At 68.6% G+C, this 21950-nt stretch carries 22 protein-coding genes; all 22 read right to left on the reverse strand.

Annotated elements, in window-relative coordinates; translation table 11 throughout:
- Position 1: 1 nt before the first annotated feature.
- The 22 genes from N440_RS07375 to fliG all read right to left on the reverse strand — a co-directional run bounded on the left by N440_RS07375 (position 2) and on the right by fliG (position 21946).
- Complete coding sequence (locus tag N440_RS07375; protein WP_006442919.1) at positions 2-742, reverse strand: flagellar motor protein; 741 nt, start codon at positions 740-742, stop codon at positions 2-4.
- A gap of 101 nt (positions 743-843) precedes the next feature.
- Entirely contained in the window at positions 844-2670 is a 1827-nt protein-coding gene (locus N440_RS07380) for a chemotaxis protein CheA (protein ID WP_133934584.1), read from the reverse strand.
- 2 nt (positions 2671-2672) lie between these two features.
- Positions 2673-3278 carry a protein phosphatase CheZ gene (locus N440_RS07385; protein ID WP_006442968.1) on the reverse strand — a complete coding sequence of 202 codons (606 nt, stop codon included), beginning with the start codon at positions 3276-3278 and terminating at the stop codon, positions 2673-2675.
- Positions 3278-3670 (reverse strand): chemotaxis response regulator CheY, encoded by a 393-nt coding sequence (gene cheY, locus N440_RS07390; RefSeq protein WP_006365466.1) that lies wholly within the window; start codon positions 3668-3670, stop codon positions 3278-3280. Before cheY ends, N440_RS07385 begins: the two co-directional genes overlap by 1 nt.
- Positions 3671-3727: 57 nt before the next feature.
- Complete coding sequence (locus N440_RS07395; protein ID WP_005413248.1) at positions 3728-4471, reverse strand: RNA polymerase sigma factor FliA; 744 nt, start codon at positions 4469-4471, stop codon at positions 3728-3730.
- The gene (locus N440_RS07400) at positions 4468-5355 is read right to left on the reverse strand and encodes a MinD/ParA family protein (protein ID WP_008267550.1); all 888 of its coding nucleotides are present in this window, start codon (positions 5353-5355) and stop codon (positions 4468-4470) included. Before N440_RS07400 ends, N440_RS07395 begins: the two co-directional genes overlap by 4 nt.
- On the reverse strand, positions 5342-6964 hold the full coding sequence (flhF, locus tag N440_RS07405; RefSeq protein ID WP_133934585.1) for a flagellar biosynthesis protein FlhF: 1623 nt from the start codon (positions 6962-6964) through the stop codon (positions 5342-5344). The genes N440_RS07400 and flhF overlap by 14 nt, the downstream gene beginning before the upstream one ends.
- A 145-nt stretch (positions 6965-7109) precedes the next feature.
- Positions 7110-9170 carry a flagellar biosynthesis protein FlhA gene (gene flhA / locus N440_RS07410; RefSeq protein ID WP_193391328.1) on the reverse strand — a complete coding sequence of 687 codons (2061 nt, stop codon included), beginning with the start codon at positions 9168-9170 and terminating at the stop codon, positions 7110-7112.
- 44 nt (positions 9171-9214) lie between these two features.
- Positions 9215-10345, reverse strand: a complete 1131-nt coding sequence (flhB, locus tag N440_RS07415; RefSeq protein WP_133934586.1) for a flagellar biosynthesis protein FlhB — start codon at positions 10343-10345, stop codon at positions 9215-9217.
- A 138-nt stretch (positions 10346-10483) separates the two neighbouring features.
- Positions 10484-12616 (reverse strand): bifunctional diguanylate cyclase/phosphodiesterase, encoded by a 2133-nt coding sequence (locus N440_RS07420; protein WP_133934587.1) that lies wholly within the window; start codon positions 12614-12616, stop codon positions 10484-10486.
- A gap of 276 nt (positions 12617-12892) precedes the next feature.
- Positions 12893-13684, reverse strand: coding sequence for a flagellar biosynthetic protein FliR (gene fliR, locus N440_RS07425; protein ID WP_008267295.1), 792 nt, complete (start codon positions 13682-13684; stop codon positions 12893-12895).
- Between the two features lie 13 nt (positions 13685-13697).
- Positions 13698-13967 carry a flagellar biosynthetic protein FliQ gene (locus tag N440_RS07430; protein ID WP_005413254.1) on the reverse strand — a complete coding sequence of 90 codons (270 nt, stop codon included), beginning with the start codon at positions 13965-13967 and terminating at the stop codon, positions 13698-13700.
- A gap of 59 nt (positions 13968-14026) precedes the next feature.
- A complete protein-coding gene (gene fliP / locus N440_RS07435) occupies positions 14027-14806 on the reverse strand; it encodes a flagellar type III secretion system pore protein FliP (RefSeq protein WP_049456087.1) in 780 nt (259 codons plus the stop codon).
- A 1-nt stretch (position 14807) separates the two neighbouring features.
- A complete protein-coding gene (fliO, locus tag N440_RS07440; protein WP_008266130.1) occupies positions 14808-15227 on the reverse strand; it encodes a flagellar biosynthetic protein FliO in 420 nt (139 codons plus the stop codon).
- On the reverse strand, positions 15224-15559 hold the full coding sequence (gene fliN, locus N440_RS07445) for a flagellar motor switch protein FliN (RefSeq protein ID WP_005409543.1): 336 nt from the start codon (positions 15557-15559) through the stop codon (positions 15224-15226). The genes fliO and fliN overlap by 4 nt, the downstream gene beginning before the upstream one ends.
- The gene (fliM, locus tag N440_RS07450) at positions 15556-16560 is read right to left on the reverse strand and encodes a flagellar motor switch protein FliM (protein WP_006443238.1); all 1005 of its coding nucleotides are present in this window, start codon (positions 16558-16560) and stop codon (positions 15556-15558) included. Before fliM ends, fliN begins: the two co-directional genes overlap by 4 nt.
- A gap of 10 nt (positions 16561-16570) precedes the next feature.
- Positions 16571-17086 carry a flagellar basal body-associated FliL family protein gene (locus N440_RS07455; protein WP_133934588.1) on the reverse strand — a complete coding sequence of 172 codons (516 nt, stop codon included), beginning with the start codon at positions 17084-17086 and terminating at the stop codon, positions 16571-16573.
- 216 nt (positions 17087-17302) lie between these two features.
- Complete coding sequence (locus N440_RS07460; RefSeq protein ID WP_133934589.1) at positions 17303-18457, reverse strand: flagellar hook-length control protein FliK; 1155 nt, start codon at positions 18455-18457, stop codon at positions 17303-17305.
- A complete protein-coding gene (gene fliJ, locus N440_RS07465; RefSeq protein ID WP_006443420.1) occupies positions 18457-18924 on the reverse strand; it encodes a flagellar export protein FliJ in 468 nt (155 codons plus the stop codon). Before fliJ ends, N440_RS07460 begins: the two co-directional genes overlap by 1 nt.
- Positions 18925-18927: 3 nt before the next feature.
- Positions 18928-20325: a FliI/YscN family ATPase gene (locus tag N440_RS07470; protein ID WP_133934590.1), complete on the reverse strand. Its 1398-nt coding sequence runs from the start codon at positions 20323-20325 to the stop codon at positions 18928-18930.
- Positions 20322-20963 (reverse strand): FliH/SctL family protein, encoded by a 642-nt coding sequence (locus N440_RS07475; protein ID WP_049456082.1) that lies wholly within the window; start codon positions 20961-20963, stop codon positions 20322-20324. Before N440_RS07475 ends, N440_RS07470 begins: the two co-directional genes overlap by 4 nt.
- On the reverse strand, positions 20960-21946 hold the full coding sequence (fliG, locus tag N440_RS07480; protein WP_024958226.1) for a flagellar motor switch protein FliG: 987 nt from the start codon (positions 21944-21946) through the stop codon (positions 20960-20962). The genes N440_RS07475 and fliG overlap by 4 nt, the downstream gene beginning before the upstream one ends.
- Positions 21947-21950 lie beyond the last annotated feature (4 nt).

The raw sequence follows: 21950 nt of genomic DNA on the forward strand, positions 1-21950 counted from the left end.
GTCAGTGCAGGAAGCCGGAGAGGTTGGTTTCGATGTTGCGCGGGTTCTCGCCCTGGGCGATCGAGATCAGGCCTTCGATGACCATTTCGCGGTCACGGGTATTGTGCGAGATCACACTCTTGAGCTTGGCGGCAATCGGCAGGAACAGCAGGTTGGCCGAGGCGATGCCGTAGATGGTGGCGGTGAACGCGGCGGCGATGCCGTGGCCGAGCTTGCTCGGGTCGGCCAGGTTCTTCATCACCGCGATCAGGCCCAGCACGGCACCGATGATGCCGAGCGTGGGCGCATAGATGCCCATCGCCTCGAACACCTTGGCGCCGGCCTGGTCCTGGTGTTCCTGGCTGCCCAGTTCGATCTCCAGCATGTGCCGCATCGACTCCGGTTCAACGCCGTCCACCAGCAGTTGCAGGCCCTTGCGCAGGAACGGGTCCTGCTGTGCTTCCACCTGCGACTCCAGGCCCAGCAGGCCCTGGCGGCGGGCGATGTTGCTCCACTCGACGATCTGCTGGATCAGCTCACGGCGATCGCTGTGCGGCGGGCGCACGACCCAGCGCACGATCTTGAACGCGTGCTTGAACACTGCCGGCGAGGTGTGCAGCAGGATCGCGGCGATGGTGCCGACGATGACGATCACGAACGCCGCAGGCGACCACAACGACGCCAGGCCGGCGCCCTTGAGGATGCTGCCACCGACCAGCGAGGCCAGGGCGAGAAAGAGTCCAATGAGGCTGAGTCTATCCATGGTTCCGGTATCGGCGTGTATGAATGGGACTTGAGACACCGGGAGATCGCGTACAGACGGTAGTCACAGTTTTCGGGCCGCCGGGCAGGGCCCGGCGGGGTTCATCGCAGGCCATCCACATCCAGGATCAGCGCCATGCGACCATCGCCGATCAAGGTTGCACCGGCGTAACCGCGCAGGCCGCGCAGGGCTTTGGGCAGCGGCTTGATCACCACTTCCTCGCGCCCGCGTACCTGGTCCACGACCAGACCGAAACGGGCTTCGCCGGCCTGCAGCACCACGATGGTCAGCAGGGTCGACGCGGCCGGCGTCACATCCAGCCACTGGCGCAGATCGACCAGTGGCAGGGTATGCGAGCGCCGGTCGAGCACGGCGCGGCCATCGAACCAGCCCAGCGAGGTGCGCGGCGCATGCAGCACTTCCATCACGCGCGCCAGCGGCAGCGCATAGACATCCTCGCCGGCCTGCACCAGCAGGGTCGGCAGGATCGCCAGGGTCAGCGGCACGCGGATCAGGAAACGGCTGCCACGGCCCAGTTCCGACTGGATCTGGATCTGGCCGCTCAGTTCGCGGATGCGTGACTGCACCACGTCCATGCCGACGCCACGGCCGGAGATATCGGTGACCTGCTGCTTGGTCGAGAAGCCGGGCAGGAACACCAGGTGCAGGCATTCCTCGCTGCTCAGGCGGGCCGCGGCTTCCGGGTCGATCAGGCCCTTTTCGCGTGCCTTCGCACGCAGTTTTTCCGGATCGATGCCGGCGCCATCGTCCTGCACCTCGATGCTGACATAGTCGCCTTCCTGCTGGGCCGACAGCCGCACATGGCCCATCCGCGGCTTGCCCTGCGCTTCGCGCAGGTCGGGCATTTCCACGCCGTGGTCGATGGCGTTGCGGACCAGGTGCACCAGCGGGTCGGCCAGCGCTTCGACCAGGTTGCGGTCGAGCTCGGTCTCGGCGCCGATCAGCTCCAGGTCCACTTCCTTCTTCAGTGAGCGGGCGACATCGCGGGCCACCTTGGGGAAGCGCGAGAACACCTTTCCGACCGGCTGCATGCGGGTGCGCATCACCGCCGACTGCAGGCGCGCGGTGGCGATGTCCAGGGTGGAGACTGCGCGGTCCAGCTCTTCGTCGCGCAGGCGTGCGCGCAGCGTCTTCAGCCGGTTGCGTGACAGCACCAGTTCGCCGATCAGGTTGACGATCGCATCCAGGCGCTTGGTGTCCACGCGCACGGTGTGCTCGGCCTCGGCCAGCGGCTTGGCGGCCGGCTTCGCGGGCGGGGTGGGCGCAGCAGGGCGGGGTGCCGGCGGCGGAGCAACCGGCGCGGCGGCGACCGCTTTGCTGCCGGGGGCCGCACCACCGTGCAGCTGGTCGAGCAGGGCTTCGAATTCGTCCTCGCTGATCAGGCCGTCGTCGGCTTTCTTCGCGGGCGCCACCGCAGTGGGCGCGTTGCCGCCGTGCAGCTGGTCGAGCAGGGCCTCGAATTCGTCTTCGGTGATCAGGTCGCCGCCGCCGGCAGCGGGTGCCGAGGCGGTGGGGGCCACGGTTCCGCCACCGTGCATGTCGAATTGTGCGATCAGCTCCGGCGGCGCGTAGCCCGGTTCGGTGCCGGAAGACACTGCATCGAGCATCGACTGCAGGTAATCCAGCGATTGCTGGGCCGCGTCGAAGTGATGGGCCTGCAACACCGCCTGGCCAGCGCGCGCGATGCCGAGCGCTTCTTCGGCGGCGTGGCAGAGCTCGACCATGGCGGTGACGCCGAGGAAGCCGGCGCCGCCCTTGAGCGTGTGGTAACCGCGGAACACCGCGTTGAGCTGCTCGCTGTCCTGCGGTGCCTGCTCCAGCGACACCAGCTGTTCGCCCAGGCGGTCCAGGATTTCCTGTGCCTCGATGATGAAATCGGCAGTGATGTCGTCGGATACCGCGCTCATGCTTACAGCCCCAGGTCCGACAACAGGTCGTCGGCGTCGTTCTGCGAGACCGCGTGGCGGTCCAGTCCCTTCAGTGCCGGCCCGGCCAGTTCCGGGTCGGTGCGATGCTGTTCCGGCGGCAGGCCGAGCGCGCCGAAGCCTTCGTGCACGCGGCGGACGATGCCGACCACGCGACGGATGATCTGTCCGGTCAGGTCCTGGTAGCTCTGGGTCAGGGCGATCTCGGTGAGGTTGTGGCGGATGCGCTCAAGCTGCGCATCCTGGCCCGGCTGCAGGCCTTCGGCGCGCAGTTGTTCGGTCAGGCTGCGGCATTCCTCGGCCAGGTCCAGGGTGCGGTGCGTGGCCTGTTCGGTCATTGCCACCACGTGGTCCAGGCGCGCGCAGGCGTCATCCAGCTCACCGGCCTCGCTGGGTACGGTCGGCAGTTCACCCAATGCCTGTCCCAGTTCGCGGGCCAGCCGCGAAAGGCCACTCATCATCGGCTGCGTGCGCAGCGCGACCAGTCCGTCGATGCGCTGCCGCCAGGCGGCCTCGTCACCGGACTCCAGTGCGTCCAGGGCTTCCTGCAGGCGCAGGGCGAGGGCGTTCTTGTCGACCGTGGTGTCCATCAGGCGCTGGCCGCCAGGCGTTCGAAGATCTTGCCCAGCTTTTCTTCCAGGGTCTGCGCGGTGAACGGCTTGATGATGTAGCCGTTCACGCCGCTCTGGGCGGCTTCGATGATCTGCTCGCGCTTGGCTTCGGCGGTGACCATCAGCACCGGCAGGGTCTTCAGCTTGGCATCGGCACGGATCGCCTTGAGCAGCTCGATGCCGGTCATCACCGGCATGTTCCAGTCGGTGACCACGAAATCGAACGGCTGGCTCTGCAGCAGCGACAGCGCAGCATGCCCGTCCTCGGCTTCGGCGGTATTGGTGAAGCCCAGATCGCCCAGCAGGTTCTTGACGATTCGACGCATGGTCGAAAAGTCGTCGACGATCAGGATGCGCATGTTCTTGTTCAAAGCAGAGTTCCTTTGTTGTTCATTCCGGGCGGCCGGGGGCAGCCGCCTCGGGGATGTTCATTCTTCCAGGCCGGCGTCCGCCGCCTCGAAAATCTTCAGCCGGCCGCGCAGGCGCAGCACGGCCTGGCCGTGGATCTGGCAGACCCGCGACTCGCTGACGCCGAGCACTGCGCCGATCTCTTTCAGGTTCAGTTCCTGCTCGTAGTACAGCGAGAGCACCAGCTGTTCGCGCTCGGGCAGGTGGCCGATGGCCTTGCCCAGCTCGCGGCCGAACTCGCCGCGCTCCAGCACCTGCTGCGGGGTCGGGCCGCCCTGCGCGACGGTGTCCAGCTCGCCCTGGTCCTCGATGCGCGACTCCAGGCTCAGCACCTGGCCGCGTGCGGCGTCTTCCATCAGCCGCAGGTATTCGGGCAGCGGCATCTCCATCGCGGCGGCCACTTCGGTGGCGCTGGCGGCACGGCCACTGCTCTGTTCGAGCCGGCGGATGGTGGCGGCGGCGTCGCGGGCGCGGCGGTGCACCGAGCGCGGCACCCAGTCGCCCCGCCGGATCTCATCGATCATCGAGCCGCGGATGCGGATCGAGGCATAGGTCTCGAACGAAGCGCCCTGGTCGGCGTCGTAGCTGCGCGAGGCTTCGATCAGGCCCATCATGCCGGCCTGGATCAGGTCGTCGACTTCGACGCTGGCCGGCAGGCGTGCGGCAAGGTGGTGGGCGATGCGCCGCACCAGGTCCGAGTGCTGGGCGATCACCTCGTTGGCGGCCGAGCGCTGGACCTCCCGGTACTGGGCTGCGCCTTTCATGCGGCCACCCCACGTTGCTTGAGGATGCGTTCGAGGAAGAACTCGACGCCGCCGCGCGGTTCGGTCGGCGCCTGCCAGCGTGCGGTGCGGCGGGCGATCTCGGTGATCGCCAGCGCCGCCGGGCTGGACGGGTAGGCCTTCACCACCGGCTGCTGGCGCTGCACCGACAGGCGCAGCCAGTCATCCTGCGGCACGCAGCCGAGGTAGTTCAGCGAGACATCGGCGAGGAATTTCTCGCAGACGCGGGTCAGCTTCTCGTACAGCACGCGGCCTTCGTTGGGGTCGCGCACCATGTTGGCCACCACCTGGATGCGGTCCACGCCGCGTTCGCGCGACAGCACCTTGATCAGCGCGTAGGCGTCGGTGATCGAGGCCGGCTCGTCGCAGACCACCACCACGGTGTCCTGCGCGGCCTGGCAGAAGGTCAGGACGCCGTCGGTGATGCCGGCGGCGGTGTCCACCACCATGATGTCCAGCTCGCGTTCCAGTTCGGAGAACACGTTGACCAGGCCGACATGCTCGGCCGGGGCCAGCTCGGCCATATGGCGGCGGCCGGACGCGGCCGGGACCACCAGCACGCCGTTCGGGCCTTCAACGATGACGTCTTCCAGCGAGCAGCGGCCGGCGACCAGGTCGGCCAGCGTGAAGGTGGGGTTCAGCCCCAGGATCACGTCGATGTTGGCCAGGCCGAGGTCGGCGTCCAGCAGCAGCGTGCGCTTGCCCATGCCGGCCAGCGCCACGGCCAGGTTGGCCGAGACATTGGTCTTGCCCACGCCGCCCTTGCCGCCGGTGACGGCAATGGTGCGCACAGGGCCGAGCGGCTCGCTGCGGGTGGCCGACAGCGGGAAGGTCTTGGTCAGCTTGGCGTACTCACGCGACGGCATGGTTCAACTCCGGGTTGCAGGGCATATCGGCCGCTCGGCGCAAATCTTCAAGGCGAAGTACAAGATTGGCTGCGCTGGCCCGGTGCAGGTCCTCCGGAACGTCCTGGCCATCGGTCACCCAGGTGATCGGCAGGGCGTGGTCGACGGCCACCGACAGGGCGTTGCCGAAGCGGCCGGTCTCGTCCAGCTTGCTCAGTACCAGGCCCTGCAGGTTGGCCGCGCCGAAGCGGCGGACCACCTCGTCCATGTCACCGAAGCTGGTGTTGGCCGGCAGCACCAGCAGGGTGCGGACCTGGCGGGCGGCGCGCAGCCACTGCAGCTGGGCGGCCAGTGCACGGTCGCGCGGGCCCAGGCCGGCGGTGTCGATCAGCACCAGCTTGTAGTCCTTCAGGCGCTCCAGCAGCTGGTCCAGGTCGGTGCCGCTGTTGGCCTCGTGCACGGCGATGCCGAGCTGGCGGCCGTAGCCGTACAACTGCTCGCGGGCGCCGATGCGGGTGGTGTCGGTGGTCACCAGGGCCACGTCGCGGGGCGCGTGCTTCTCGGCAAAGCGCGAGGCCAGCTTGGCGATGGTGGTGGTCTTGCCGGCGCCGGTCGGGCCGACCAGGGCGATCACGCCGCCTTCTTCCAGCGGGTCGACCGGAGCGATCGGCAGCCTGCGCGAGATCAGCCCCAACATCAGGCCGCGGCCACGGTGCGCTTCGGTCTCCAGCGGGATCTGCATGGCCACGTCGCGGGCCAGGCCGGCGTCGAAGCCGTATTCGTCCATCAGGTCCAGCGCGGTGGCGCGTACCGGGCAGCCGCGCAGGCGCTCGTCGGTGAAGCGGTTCATCTCGCGCTCGATCACCTGGCGCATGCCGGCCACTTCATGGCGCAGCTGGCGGATCTCGGCATCGTCCTGGGCGACCACCGTCAGCGTCGGGGCCGGGGCCAGCACCGGGGCCGGGCTGGCGTCGTCGTTGGCGTCCACCGCTGCCGGTTCGCTGGCGGCGATGCCGGGCTGCACGTCGGCAACGGCAGCGGTCGGCAGCGGCGGCGGCTGCACGGCCGGCGCCGGGCTTTCGTGATGCGCCTCGTGCGGCGGATCGATCGGGAAGCGGGCGCGGCTGGCCGGTGCGGCAGCGGCGGCGGCCGGCGCGACGATGGCCTCGGCGAACGGGGCGAAGATCTGCTCCGGCAGCGCCGGTTCGTTGACGGCGGCGCGTGCCAGCGTGGCGGCGAAGCCGGTGCTGCCGCGGGTCGGCACGATCTCGTCGGCGCTGTCCAGGGTGCGGCCGGTGGCGCCGACCGCGGCGCGGGCGAGGGCGGCCACGGCCGAGGTGGTGGCGGCCACCGGTTCCGGTGCCGGGGTGTTGCTGCGGCGGCGGGTGACCGCGGCGATCACTGCATCGGCGGCGGTGCGCGGCTTGGGCGCCGGCGGCGGGGCCACGTCGCGGCGCGAGGCTTCCAGTGCACGCTGCACGGCGCTCTCGTCGTAGTTGGCGGCGGCGACGATCTCGATGCCTTCCTCGATCCGGCGGTTGGACAGGATCACGGCGTCAGGACCATGTTCCTTGCGCACCAGGTTCATGGCCGAGCGCATGTCGGCGGCGACGAATCGTTTGATTTTCATGCTGTGGTCACGGGGCGAAGACGGCGGAGTGGCGGTCGGGGAACTCGGGTGGTCGGTGGTCTGCACGGTGCGGGTTCCCCTTGGTGTCTGTCTGTTGCGTTGGTTCGAAGGTGGTGTCTGTTTTCTGGCGCATCGAAGGGCGGCGTCAGCTGATCGTTCCGACCAGCTTCAGGCGCTTGTCCTCCGGCACCTCGCTGTAGGCCAGGACCGACAGCGACGGAACGCTGTGGCGGACCAGGCGGGCCAGCGCGGCGCGCACCGGGCCGGGTACCAGCACGACCGCGGGCTCGTTGCGGGCTTCCTGCTTGCTGACACATTCGGCCAGGCTCTGGTGCAGTCGCTCAGCGAGTCCGGGTTCCAGCGCGGCGCCGTTGCCCTGCGTGGACTCCTGCAAGACACGTTCCAATTGCGGGTTGAGGGTGAACACCGGCAGCTCCGCCGACATTCCGGCGATCTCCTGCACGATGAAGCGGCCCAGTGCGGTGCGCACCGCGGCGGTCAGTACGGCCGGGTCCTGGCTGCTGGGCGCATGTTCGACCAGCGCTTCGGCGATCTTGCGCAGCTGGCGGATCGGAATGCGTTCCACCAGCAGGTTCTGCAGCACGCGCACCACCGCCGACAGCGGCAGCGCCTTCGGCGTCAGATCTTCGACGAGCTTGGGCGCGCTCTTGGCCAGGTTGGCCAGCAGGTGCTGCACCTCCTCGTGGCCGAGCAGTTCCGGCGCGTGCTCGCGGATCAGGTGCGACAGATGGGTGGCAACCACGGTGGCCGGATCGACCACGGTGTAGCCCAGCGTTTCGGCCTGGGCACGCTGGTGCGGCTGGATCCAGGTGGCATCCAGGCCGAACGCAGGGTCCTTGCCGGCAATGCCCTCCAGTGCCCCCAGCGCGCTGCCCGGGTCCAGCGCCAGCTCGCGGTCGGGATGGATCTCGGCGGTGGCCACCGGCACGCCGTGCACCAGCACGCGGTAGCCGTTGGCCGGCAGTTCCAGGTTGTCGCGGATGTGTACCGAGGGGATCAGGAAGCCGACGTCCTGGGTCAGCTTGCGACGCACGCCCTTGATCCGCGCCATCAGCTCGCCGCCCTGGTTGGCATCCACCAGCGGGATCAGCCGGTAGCCGACTTCCAGGCCCAGCGGATCGACCGGGCGCAGCTCGTCCCAGCTCAGTTCGGCGGTCGGTGCCGGTGCGGCCGGGCGGCCCAGTGCATTCAGCGCGGCAGCGTCGCCGCCCGCTGCCGCGGCATTTGCTGCCGGTGCCTTCTCCTTGCGGTACAGCTTCCAAGCGATGAAGCCGAGGATCGCCGCCAGCGTCAGGAAAGCGACGTTGGGCATGCCCGGCACCAGCCCGACCAGGCCGAGGATGCCGGCGGTGATCGCCAGCGCGCGGTACTGGCCGAACACCTGGCCGGTCATGGCCTGGGCCATGTCCTGCGAACGCGAGGCGCGGGTGACCAGCATCGCTACCGCGCTGGACACCAGCAGGGCCGGCAGCTGCGCCACCAGGCCGTCACCGATCGACAGCAGGGTATAGGTGGCGGCCGCCTCACCGAATGGCATGCCGTGCTGCATCACGCCCACGGCCAGGCCACCGAGCATGTTGATGAACAGGATCAGGATGCCGGCGATGGCGTCGCCGCGGATGAACTTGCTGGCGCCGTCCATCGCGCCGTAGAAGTCGGCTTCCTCGCGGACTTCCTCGCGGCGCGCCTTGGCTTCTTCACGCGTCAGCAATCCGGCGTTGAGGTCGGCGTCGATCGCCATCTGCTTGCCGGGCATTGCGTCCAGGATGAAGCGCGCGGTCACTTCCGAGACGCGGCCGGCGCCCTTGGTGATGACCACGAAGTTGATGATGGTCAGGATCGCGAACACCACGATGCCGACCGCGTAGTTGCCGCCGATCACGAACTCACCGAACGCGGCGATGACCTTGCCCGCGGCGTCATGGCCGTTCTGGCCGTTGAGCAGGATCACGCGGGTGGAGGCCACGTTCAGGGCCAGCCGCAGCATGGTGGTGATCAGCAGCACGATCGGGAAGATGGTGAAGTCCAGCGGGCGCTTCACGTAGACCACCGCCAGCAGCACCATCAGCGAGATGGCGATGTTGAAGGTGAACAGTGCATCGAGCACCGGCGCGGCCAGCGGCACCACGACCATGGCCAGCAGGGCCAGCACGATCAGCGGCGCGCCAAGTCCCTGGCGGATCATTTCCAGGGCGCGGCGGGTGTTGAAGCCGGAGGAGGGCTGGGCGCTCACGGGCGGCCTCCCTTGCCGAATTCATCCACCTGGATGTGCGGGGCGTCCGGCATCGGCCCAGTGCGCCAGGAGCGCAGCTGGTAGACGTAGGACAGGACCTGGGCGACGGCCGAATACAGTCTCACGGGGATTTCCTTTCCGAGTTGGCCTTCCCGATACAAGGCGCGTGCCAAAGGCGGGGCAGAGACAATCGCGACCTTGTTGCCGTCGGCCACTTCACGGATGCGCAGGGCGGTCTCGTCCACGCCCAGGGCGACCACGGTGGGGGCGTTCATGGCGCCGCCTTCGTACTTCAGGGCCACCGCGTAGTGGGTCGGGTTGACCACCACCACGTCGGCGGTGGGGACCGCTTCCATCATCCGGCGGTTGGCCATCTGCTGCTGCAGCTGGCGGATGCGCCCCTTCACCTCCGGGCTGCCCTCGCTTTCCTTCATTTCCCGGCGCAGCTCTTCGCGGGTCATCTTCAGCTTGCGCATCCAGTTCCAGCGCTGGTAAGGGGCATCGATGGCGGCCAGCACCAGCATCGCGCCGGCGGTGGCCAGCAGCAGCCGCAGGGTGAAGCCCAGGCCGTCGGTGATGGCGGTTTCCAGCGGGTGGTGGATCAGCCCGCGCAGGGTGTCGAAGCCGGTCCACACCACCAGCCCGGCGGCCACGCCGACGAAGGCCACACGCAGCAGCGATTTGGTGAACTCGGCGATGGCCTCCGGGCCATACAGGCGCTTGAGCCCACTCATCGGGTTCATGCGGTTGATGTCGGGCAGCAACGCCTTCTGCGACCAGCGCAGGCCGCCCATCACCAGCGGTGCGACGAAGCTGGCCAGCAGGCAGACCAGCACCAGCGGCGCGATCACCAGCATGAACTGCAGCAGCAGGTCGCCGAAGTGGCCGAACAGTGCCTTGGGGTTCTGCCGCAGGCTCTGTTCCGGGCTGAGCGCATGCTTCATCCAGGCGGTCGCGCCACGGCCGATCGAGCCACTCATGGCCATCACCGCCAGCACGCCGGCGCCGAACACGGCGGCCGTGCCGAGTTCGCGCGAGCGCGGCAGGTTGCCCTGTTCACGGGCGTCGCGCAGGCGTTTTTCGGTGGGTTGTTCGGTTTTTTCGCCGGCGGATTCGTTCTCGGACATCACAGGCACTGTGGCAGGGGATGCCGGGGTGCGTGCAAGAACTGTTCCGTGACGGGTTCAGGTGCCAACCCAGGTGGGCAGCTGCCCGGGCAGGTGCGGGCAGCGCCAGGCCGTTCGCCGCAGGCGCGCGGCCCGGTGTTACCCCGGTGGGTGCTGGGTCGGTGGGCTCTGCGCCAGTTCCACCCGCGGCCGGGGCAGGTCGTGCAGCTGCATGAAGCGGGCGGCATCGACCGGGCGGCCCAGCAGGTAGCCCTGCAGGTAGTCGCAGCCCAATCGTTCCAGGTAGGCGCGTTGTGCCGCGGTTTCCACGCCTTCGGCCACGATGTCCATGTCCAGCGCGTGGCCCAGCGCCACGATCGCCGAGACGATCACCACGTCCTCGGCGCTGTGTTCCAGGTCGCGCACGAATGCATGGTCGATCTTGATCTCGGTGGCCGGCAGCCGCTTCAGGTACAGCAGGCTGGAATAGCCGGTGCCGAAGTCGTCGATGGAAATTCCGACGCCGAGCGCCGACAGCGCCTGCAGCAGGCGCAGGCTGGTGTCGGTATCGCGCATCACCGTGCTTTCGGTGATCTCCAGCACCAGATGGCGGGGCGCGATGGCGTGGCGTTCGATCACCGAGCGCACGTCCTGCAGCAGATGCGGCGAACTGAACTGTACCGGCGACAGGTTCACCGACATCGACCAGCCTTCGTGGCCGGCGTCGTGCCAGCGCCGCAGCTGCTGGCAGGCCTGGTCCAGCGCCCAGCGGCCGATGTCGTTGATCGCGCCGCTGCGTTCGGCCAGGCGGATGAAGCGATCCGGCGGAATCAGGCCATGCTCGGGATGGCGCCAGCGGATCAGCGCCTCGGCGCCGGCCACCTTCTGCGTGGCCACGCGGATCTTCGGCTGGTAGTTCAGGAACAGCTGATCGCTGCCGATCGCCCGGCGCAGGTCGGCCAGCAGGCGGAACTGCTGCTCGGCGCTGTCGTTCATCCAGTCGGCGAACAGCACGAAGGCATTGCGCCCGGATTCCTTGGCCTGGTACATCGCTGCATCGGCGAAGGCCATCAGCTGGCGCTCGCTGGCGGCGTGGTCGGGGCAGATCGCTACGCCGATGCTGGCGGTCACCTGCAGTTCGTTGTCGGGCAGCAGCGGGCCGCTGCCCACCGCCTGCAGGATGCGACGGGCCAGGGTCGGCAGGTCCTCGTCGTGCTCGATGCGCACCACCAGCACGAATTCGTCGCCGCCCAGCCGTGCCAGCATGTCGTGCGGCCGCAACAGCTGGCGCGTGCGCTCGGCCACCGCCACCAGCAGGGCATCGCCGGCCTGGTGGCCATAGGCATCGTTGACCTGCTTGAACCCGTCCAGGTCCATGAACATCACCGCGAAGCGGTTGCCGCCCTGTTCGGCCTCGGCCAGTGCCTGCACGATGCGTCGTTGCAGCAGCAGGCGGTTGGGCAGGCGGGTCAGGGGGTCGTGCAGCGCGGCCTGGGTCAGTTCCTGCTGGGCGTCGGTCAGCGAGGTGCTCAGCAGTGAATTACGCAGGCGCAGCAGCTGCGCTTCCACGCGCTGATCCAGCCACGACACCACCAGCACGACGGCCAGGATGGCCACGGTCAGCACCACCACCAGCATCGCCAACCATTCGCTCTGCAGCCCGTCGCCCACCGCCGCGCCGCAGACGCTGCCTTCCGGGAAGCGTGCGGCGGCCATGCCGGTGTAGTGCATGCCGACGATGGCCAGCCCGAGCAGGCCGGCCGCGGCCAGCCGATCACCCACGCGGGTGCGCTGCGCGCGCAGGCGGAACGCCACATACAGCGCGGTCCACGAGGCGGCGACCGCCACCATCAGCGAGAACAGCAGCCAGCCGGGGTCGTACTCGATGCCCGGGCGCATGCGCATGGCGGCCATGCCGACGTAATGCATGCCGGCGATGCCGGTGCCCATCAGCAATGCACCACCGGCCAGCCGCGGGTGCGGCAGGGTACGCAGCGAGACCAGCCACAGCGCGAACACCGACGAGGCGATGGCCAGTGCGAGCGAAAGCAGGGTGATCGGCAGGTCGTAGCCGAGTGGGATGGGCAGGTTGAAGGCCAGCATGCCGATGAAGTGCATCGACCAGATGCCCAGGCCCATGGCGAAGCCGCCGCCGAGCCGCCACCACCAGGCCGCGCCCTTGCCGGGTGCGGTGACCGTGCGCCCGGCCATCGCCAGCGCGGTGTACGAGGCCATCACGGCAACCAGCAACGAGATCGCCACCAGCCACGGGTTGTACGTGCCTACCAGCATTCGTCAGTCTCCCGGACCTGCCTGTCGACGGAAACCACGGTGGGGCATGCATGAGGCGGGCCGGCGCGGAACGCTGGCCGATCGTGGCGTCCCCCCTGGACACCACGCATTCACTCTAACGCGCAGACCGGGGGGGACTTCAAGCGGCAATACGTGAAATTGCGCCGATGTAGAGCCGAGCCCATGCTCGGCTAGCGTTCCGGCCAATGGCAGCCGAGCATGGGCTCGGCTCTACAGAAAAGAATGCATGGCAAGCGGCAAAACGTGATGATCGGGTCAGCGTGTGACCGCGTCCGCAGCCTGGAAGGCGGCGTCGAACAGGCGCTGTACCGGCGGGCCCATTTCCCCGGCCAGCAGGGCCAGCAGGAACAGGCCCAGCAGCAGCGAGACCGGCAGGCCGAGCTGGATCGGGTTCAGCGCCGGCGCGGCGCGGGCCAGCACGCCGAAGGCCAGGTTCACCGCCAGCATCGCCACCGTCAGCGGAATCGCCAGGGTCAGCGCGCCACGCAGCACGGTCAGCAGGAAGGTCGGGGCGATGCTGAAGAACGCGTGCGGGTCCGGCAGCGGAGCGCCGATCGGCAGCGCCCGGTAGCTGTCCACCACCAGCGAGATCAAGGCCAGGTGGCCGTTGGCAGTGAAGAACAGCAGGCCGAACAGCAGGTAGAACCACTGGCCGATCACGCCCGAGGTGCCACCCCGCAATGGGTCGCTCATCTGCGCGAAAGCCAGGCCGGTACCCTGGGCGATCAGTTCGCCGGCCATCGCACCGGCTTCGAACACCAGCCGCAGCAGGAAGCCGATGGCCACGCCGATCGCCAGTTCACGGGCGATGGTCAGCACGGTGGCGGCATCGAAGCCGGTCCACTCGGGTACGGGCGGCAACAGCGGTGCCAGCGCGATGGCCAGGGTGCCTGCCAGCACCACGCGGACCCGCGCCGGTACTGCGCGGGTGCCAACCATCGGCATCGCCATGGCCACCGCGCCGATGCGCAGCATGGTCCACAGCACGGTGCCGATCATGCCGAAGGCCTGCAGGCCGTCGGCGGCCATCTGGGTGGCGGCATCCATCGAAGCGCGCGTCCTAGCCGATCAGGTGCGGAATGCGCTGGAACAGCAGCGTGGTGAATTCAACCAGGTGGCCGATCAGCAGGCTGCCCAGGGCGAAGAGCACGGCCGTCAGTGCCGCCGCCTTGGCGACGAAGGCGATGGTCGGTTCGTTCAGCTGGGTCGCGGCCTGCACGACACCGACCACCACGCCCACCACCAGCACGGTAAGCAGCAGCGGGCCGGCCACCCACAACACGGTGATCAGGCCGCCACGCAGTTCGGTCAAGGCAAGTTCGGGAGACATTCGGGTTCCATCTGCTTATGTAGAGTCGAGCGAGGCTCGACTGCGCTTTACGAGGGATATCAGGCCGGATTGAAGCTGGCCGCCAACGTACCCACGGTCAGCACCCAGCCATCCACCAGCACGAACAGCAGGATCTTGAACGGGGCCGACACCAGCATCGGCGACAGCATCATCATGCCCATCGACATCAGCACGCTGGCCACGACCAGGTCGATGATCACGAACGGGATGAAGATCAGGAAGCCGATCTCGAAGGCGGTCTTCAGCTCGCTGGTGACGAACGAGGCAACCAGCACCGGGAACGGGATCGCGTCGGGGCTGGCATAGGTACCGTGCCCGGCGATGCCGGCGAAGGTCATCAGGTCGGTCTCGCGGATCTGCGCCAGCATGAAGCCACGCAGCGGCGTAGTGGTCAGCGTCCACGCGGTCTGGAAGTCGATCTCGCCGTTGAGGTAGGGCGCCATGCCGGCACTCCAGGCCTTGTCCCAGGTCGGCATCATCACCATCGCGGTGAGGAACAGGGCCAGCCCCAGCAGCACCTGGTTGGACGGCGTCTGCCCGGTGCCCAGTGCCTGGCGCAGCAGGCCCAGCACGATGATGATGCGGGTGAACGAGGTCAGCACCAGCAGCATCGACGGGATCAGGGTGATCGCCGTCATCAGCAGCAGGGTCTGCAGCGGCAGGCTGACCGGCGCACCGCCGATCTTGCCGACGTTGATGTCCGGCAGCGGCGTGGTCGGCGCGCCGGGCGCGGCGAACGCCAGTGCCGGCAACAGGCACAGGGCAAGCAACAGCAGCCACGGCATCAGGGTGGCAACACGGGTACGGGTGACACGCATGTCAGGGGTCCTTGCGCAGCCGCTGCTGCAGCAGCTGGGCGAAATTCGGCAGGTTCTTGAAATCCGGCACGCGTACCGGTGCCGGCGGCGGCAGCGGTTCGGGCAGGGTGTGCAGGGTATTGATGCCACCGGCGGTCACGCCCAGCAGCAGCTGCTGGCCGTTGACCTCCACCACCACCACGCGTTCCTTGGCACCGACGCTCAGGCTGGCCACCAGCTTCATGCCTTCGGCCGGCCGGAAGCCGCTGCCGGGCAGTCGCTTGAGCAGCCAGCCCAGGCCGATGACCAGGGCCAGCACCGCCAGCAGCGCCAGCACCGCACCGAACAGGCTCGGTGCGGCGGCCGCGTGCTGGCCGACCTGCGGGCCAATCGGCGCGGCGGTCTTGCCGACCGCCAGCAGGGTGGAGGCCAGCAGGCTCAACGAAGTCTCCGGATCCGCTCGCTCGGGCTGACCACGTCGGTCAGGCGCACGCCGAAGCGGTCATTGATCACCACCACTTCGCCGTGGGCGATCAGGGTGCCGTTGACGAACACATCCAGCGATTCGCCGGCGCCGCGTTCCAGTTCCACCACCGAGCCCTGGTTGAGCTGCAGCAGGTTGCGGATCGGCAGGCGGGCGCGACCGACTTCCAGCGACAGGGTCACCGGCACGTCGAGGATCACGTCCAGGTTCAGGTCGGGACCGTTCGCCTCATCGGCCTGCAGGCTGCTGAACTGGGCCGGGGTCGGTTCGAGGGCGTCGATATCGTTCATTGCGGGTCTTCCTGGATGACGGGTACGCGCGGACGGGTGCCCGGCGGATGGGTAGCGGTGATCTTCACGGCGTTCATGCCGTTGGCGATGCCGAACTCGCCGGTGAACACCGGGATGTTCTCCACGCACAGCGGCACCTGCGGGCTCAGTTCGATCGGCAGCACATCACCGACCTTCAGCCGGGTCAGGTCGCGCAGGGTCATGCGCTTGCTGGCCAGCACGCTGGACAGCGTCACCTCGGCGATGTTGAGCTGCTCGCGCAGGGTCTGGCCCCAGCTCTCGTCGCGGTCGTTGCGGTCGCTCTGGATGCCCGCGTCGAGCAGTTCGCGGATCGGCTCCAGCATCGAGTACGGCAGGGTGACATGGATGTCGCCGCCGCCACCGTCCAGTTCCACGTGCAGGCGGCACACCACCACGTATTCGCGCGGGGTCACGATGTTGGCGAAGTGCGGGTTGATCTCCGAGTTGATGTACTCGAAGTCGACGTCCATCACCGGTGCCCAGGCCTCGCGCAGGTCGGCGAAGGTCTGCTTCAGCAGCAGGTGGATCACCCGCATTTCGGTGGCGGTGAACTCGCGGCCCTCGATGCGCGTCGGGTAGCGCCCGTCGCCGCCGAAGAAGTTGTCGACGATGGCGAACACCAGGGTCGGCTCGAACACGATCAGGCCGGTACCGCGCAGCGGCTTGAAGCGGATCAGGTTCAGGTTGGTCGGCACATACAGCGAGTGCATGTAGTCGTTGAACTTGATCAGCTCGATGCCGCGCACCGACAGTTCGGCCGAGCGGCGGATCAGGTTGAACAGGCCGATCCGCCACAGGCGCGCGAAACGCTCGTGGACCATTTCCAGGGTCGGCATGCGACCGCGGATGATGCGGTCCTGGCTGGCGAAGTCGTACGAACGCGCCTCGCCTGACGGCGGTTCCGGATCGGTCTCGACCGCGCCGCTGTCCACACCGTGGAGCAGGGCATCGATCTCGTCCTGGGACAGCAGGTCATTCATCGGTGGGCCCTTACTGGGTCACGAAGCTGGTGAACAGCAGATCGTCGGCGCCGTTGCTGCCGGTCTCGGCCTTGAGCACCTTCTGCACTTCGGCGAGCGAGGCGGCCTGCAGCTTCTGCTTGCCGGCGATATCGGCGATCTGGTCGGGACTGACCTGCGAGAACAGCATCAGCAGGCGCGCGCGGATGGCCGGGGCGTGGGTCTTGATCGCTTCCAGCGCGGCCGGGTCGCGGGTCATCAGCTGCACTTCCAGCTGCAGGTAGCGCGGGCCGTCGACCGGGCCGTTGAGGTTGACCACGAAGGCCGGGTCCAGCGCGAAGTACTGGGCGGGGGCGGGCGTGGCGGTCTTCTTCGGCGCCTGCGCGGCCTTCTCTTCGTGCTTGGACTGGGTGAAGAACCAGACGCCACCACCGGCGGCTGCGGCGGCCAGTACGGCCACCAGTGCGGTGATCAGGATCGGACTACGCGGCTTGGCGGTCTTGTCCTTCTCGGCGGTCTTCTTGGTTTTTTCAGCGGCTGCGGCCACGGGGTGAAGCTCCTGAGGGTTGCTTCACCGGGATATGCAAGGGGCGTGCCGAAGGCCGGGCGGAGGGGTGCGACGGAATTCCGTCGGGGTGCCGGTGGGGCCGTGCGGAGCAAGCTCCGCACCCACCAACGCGATACTGGCAAGTGCCAATCACCCCGCGGTGGCAGGTGCCAACCGCTCCGCTCTGGTGGGTGCCAACCTTGGTTGGCACGCCTTTCAGGCGTAAGCGTCCAGCAACCCGCGCTGGCGGATCAGCTGGGCGGACGACACGCTGCCGTCGCCCGGCGTCGGTTCTCCGTCGCCAGCCAGCCCGCCGCCACCGGATGGTCCCGACGCATTGCCGTCACCACCGGGGGCCTGGTGGCCGACATCGGCGTGGGCCAGCTGGAAGCCCTGTTCGCCAAGCAGCTCGCGCAGGCGCGGCAGGCTGTTTTCCAGGGCCTGGCGCACGTCCACATGCGGGCTGCTGAAACTGGCATGCACCTTGTCGCCGTTCAGCTGCAGGCGCACATCGACCGGGCCCATGTCATCCGGGCTCAGCCGGATGTGCGCGTGGCCGATCTTCTGGTCAGCCAGCCAGCCCAAGCGCGCGCCGATGGCCTGGTCGAAGCCGTCGTCGCCGAGCACCGGCTTCGGCGTCGGCTCGCCGTTGAAGATCGCGTTGCCAGCGGCGAGCGCGGCCTTCAGGTCCTGCACCGTGGCGTTGGCCGGGGCGTGCAGCAGGGGCGCCGTGGTGCGCTCGCCGATGAGGGGCGCGTCGCCGTCTTCGCCGCGCTCGCTGCGTTTTCCGGGCAGCAGCATCTCAGGCAACGGCAGCGTGGTCGCCGGCTCGGTGCCGGACGCGGCGTTGGCCTTGCCCTCGGTGGCGGCGGCAGCCGCATTCGCAGCGGCCGGCACAACCGCAGCGGTCGGCTGTGCAGCTGCGGCAGGCAGGGCAACGCCCTCTGCGTCGGTGGCCGCCGCTGCGGGGGCGGGCAGGGTAGCGACAGGATCGGCGGGGAGCGGTACCGTCAGCACCAGCCCGGCCAGGCCCAGCGGAGGCCAGGGCGCCTCTTCGGTCGCTGCCGGTGCGTCCTTCTCGGCAAGGGGCTTGGCCGGTACTGCGGGCACCACGGCCGCGGTGTCCTCGGGTGCGGCGGCAGTGTCCGGGTTTCGCTCGCTGCCGGCCTGATCCTTGCTGTCCGACGCTGGACCCTGCGGGGTGGTGGGTGTCGGCGTGCTCGACCCCCGGGCGGGCGCATCGGCAGCCGGCGCGCCTCCCTGCAGCAGCTGGCTGAATTCCTTGTTGCTGTCGCTGCGCGCGGTACGCGCCGCACCATTGCCGGAACCCTGCGGCTGGGCGCTGGCGCTGCCACTGAGTGGAGCGGGCATCACGCGCGGCCTCCCTGCTCGGCGCCGTCCTGGTCTTCGGCCTGCACCAGCCGCGCCCGGCGCGCACCGATGTCATCCATCTCGCGCTGGTCGCGGCGGTCGGTCACCACCTTTTCCTGTGCGCGGTAGCTGGCGGCCAGCTGCTCCAGCACGGCCTTGTCGCGGCTGGCCAGGATCAGTCGTGCCCGCTCGGCTTCCACTTTCTCGCGGTTGCCGTCGACGGTGCGCTGCTGCTGCTCCACCGCGCTGTCGAGGCGGTCGAGGAAGGCGCGACGGTTGAGCAGTTGCGCCGGGCTGGTCGCCGCCATCTGGGCGTTGGCGTACTCCTCGGCATAACGGCGCAGTTCGTCCAGTCGCGATAGATGGGTATCGAGCACGCGCTGGCGTTCGGCGAGATCGCGGGCCACCGCGTCCTCGTGTTCCTGGGCCCGCTTGAGCAGGGGATCGATGCGCTTGGACTGGTTCATGGCTTAGCTCTCTTGTTCCACCAGGCGCTGCAGCGCCGCCTGGCTGTGCGGGAGATCTGCGGCCTTGGCAACGTCCTGGCCGAGGAACTCCATGATTTCCGGCCAGCGTTCCAGGGCTTCGTCGGTCGCGGCGTCGTTGCCGCGCTGATAGGCACCGATGGCGATCAGGTCGCGGTTGGCCGAGTAGGCCGACACCAGCCGCTTCAGCTTGCGGATGCGCAGGCGCCACGGTTCGTCGGCGATTTCCGTGACCACGCGGCTGACCGACGATTCGACGTCGATGGCCGGGTACAGGCCACTGTCGGCGACGCGCCGCGACAGCAGGATGTGGCCGTCGAGGATCGCGCGCGCCGCATCGGCGATCGGATCCTGCGGATCGTCGCCCTCGGTCAGCACCGTGTAGAACGCGGTGATCGAGCCGCGGCCCTTGGCACCGTTGCCGGCGCGTTCGACCAGCGCCGGCAGCTTGGCGAACACCGACGGCGGGTAGCCGCGGGTGGTTGGTGGTTCGCCCACCGACAGGCCGATCTCGCGCTGCGCCTGCGCGAAGCGGGTCAGCGAGTCCATCAACAGGAGTACGTTCAAGCCCTGGTCGCGGAACCACTCGGCGATCGCGGTGGCGCGGTAGGCGCCGTGCAGGCGTGCCAGCGGCGGCCGATCGGCGGGGCTGGCGACCACCACCGCGCGGCGCAGGCCTTCCTCGCCCAGCGTGGTTTCGACGAAATCGCGCACTTCGCGGCCGCGTTCACCGATCAGGCCAACCACGATCACGTCGGCGGCGGTGTAGCGGGTCATCATGCCCAGCAGCGTCGACTTGCCGACACCGGAGCCGGCGAACAGGCCGACACGCTGGCCGCGGCCGATCGGCAGCAGTGCGTTGATCGCACGCACGCCGACGTCCAGCGGCTGGGTGATCGGTTCGCGCGCCAACGGGTTGATCGACACGCCGGCCATGCCGACATGCCCTTCGGCACGGATCGGCCCCTTGCCGTCCAGCGGCACGCCGTCGCTGTCGATCACGCGGCCGAGCAGGCCTTCGCCCACTTCCACGCCGCCACGGCGCGCCGAGGGCACCACCCGCGCGTTGGGCAGCAGGCCGTGCAGTTCGGCACTGGGCATCAGGTAGGTGCGCTCGCCGGCGAAGCCGACCACTTCGGCATCGACCCAGCCACCATCGACCACTTCGACCTTGCAGCTGGCACCCAGCGGCGCCTCGCAGCCGACCGCTTCCAGGGTCAGCCCGACCGCGCGGCGCAGCACGCCCTCGCGGATCAGCCCGCGACCATGCGCGGTGTCCACGCGCAGGCCGTCGAGACGGTTGGCCAGGCGCAGGTTGCGGGCCACGGCCCAATCGGCCGGCTGTGCGGCTGGTTGTGGCGCGGCTTGCGATTCCGGGCTCATGCGGTTGCTCCGGTCTGGCGGATCACCGCATCCAGCGCACCACGCAGGCGCGCTTCCAGGGTGCCGTCGATGCGCACGGCTTCGGCGTGCACGCGCAGGTCGCCACGACTGAGGCTGGTATCGGGGACCAGGCGCTGCTGCGGCGACAGGTTCAACAGCGGGGCGAGGGCGGCGATGTCGTCCGGGTGCAGGCGGACTTCCACCTCGCGGGTACTGCCACCCACGGCATCGATCGCTTCACCGACCAGCTGCGCCAACAGTGCCGGTTCGGCCTCGTAGGCACGACCGACCAGCGCCCCGGCGATGCGCACCGCCAGCTCGCCCAGCGCGCCGACGACTTCGTTCTCCAGGCGCACCAGCGGCCGGCTGAAGTTGTCGAGGATGCCCTCGATCTGCGCGGCGAGGCGACGCACCTCGGCCTGGCCCTGGCCATAGCCTTCGGTATGGCCGTGCTGGAAGCCTTCCTTCTCGGCGCTGTCCTGGATCGCCTGGATTTCCTCCAGGGTCGGCAGCTGCAGCGGCGGTTCCGGTTCGTGCTCCGGGTCCGGCTCGGTAAGTTCGAACACATCCTCCTGGGCCCGCGCCGGTTCGGGCTGGGCCAGCAGGTCCGGGGCAAGCCAACGTACGACGTTGCTCACAGCATGGCCTCCGCGCTGCCACCGATGGTGACGGTGCCTTCATCGGCCATGCGCTTGACGATGGCCAGGATCTCGCGCTGCGCGCCTTCCACGTCGGACAGGCGCACCGGGCCACGGGCCTCCATGTCTTCCAGCAGGATTTCCGCCGCGCGCTGCGACATGTTGCGGGTGATCTTGTCGCGCACCTTGATGTCGGCACCGCGCAGGGCCAGGCCCAGGCGCTCGCCGCTCACTTCGCGCAGCACCAGCTGCATCTCGCGGTCGTCCAGGTCGACCAGATCGTCGAATACGAACATCAGGTCCTGGATGCGGTTGCTCAGCGGCGCATCGATACGGGCGATCTCGCCCAGGATCGCCTGGTCCTGGCCGCTGTCCATGAAGTTCAGGATGTTGGCCGCACACTGCACGCCGCCGATGTTGGACGACTTCAGGTTCTGGTTGCCGGCGAACTGGCGCTCCATGATCTCGTTGAGTTCATTCAGCGCGTTCGGCGGAATGCCGTCGAGGGTGGCAATGCGCAGCAGCACGTCCACGCGGGTACGGTCGGGCAGCAGCTTCAGCGCATCGGCGGCCTGGTCGGTTTCCAGGTGGGCCATCACGATGGCGATGATCTGCGGGTGCTCGTTGCGCACCAGGTCGGCCACCGCGCGCGGGTCCATCCACTTCAGCGCATCCAGGCCGGTGGTGTTGCGGCCAAGCAGGATGCGGTCGATCAGGTTGCCGGCCTTCTCGCTGCCCAGCGCCTGCACCAGCATGTTGCGGATGTAGTCGTCCGAGCCTACGCCCAACGAGGTCTTCGAGCCCAGTTCCTGGCCGAACTGGTCCATCACCCGTTCCACCTGCTCGCGGGTGATGTCGGTCATGGTGGCCATGGCGATGCCGATCTTCTGCACTTCCTTGGGTTCCATGTGGCGCAGCACCTCGGCCGCGTCCAGCTCACCCAGGGACAGCAGCAGTACCGCCGCGCGCTGCACACCGGTCAGTTGT

It is taken from the genome of Stenotrophomonas sp. CC22-02 (assembly GCF_004365115.1).
Classification (GTDB): domain Bacteria; phylum Pseudomonadota; class Gammaproteobacteria; order Xanthomonadales; family Xanthomonadaceae; genus Stenotrophomonas; species Stenotrophomonas forensis.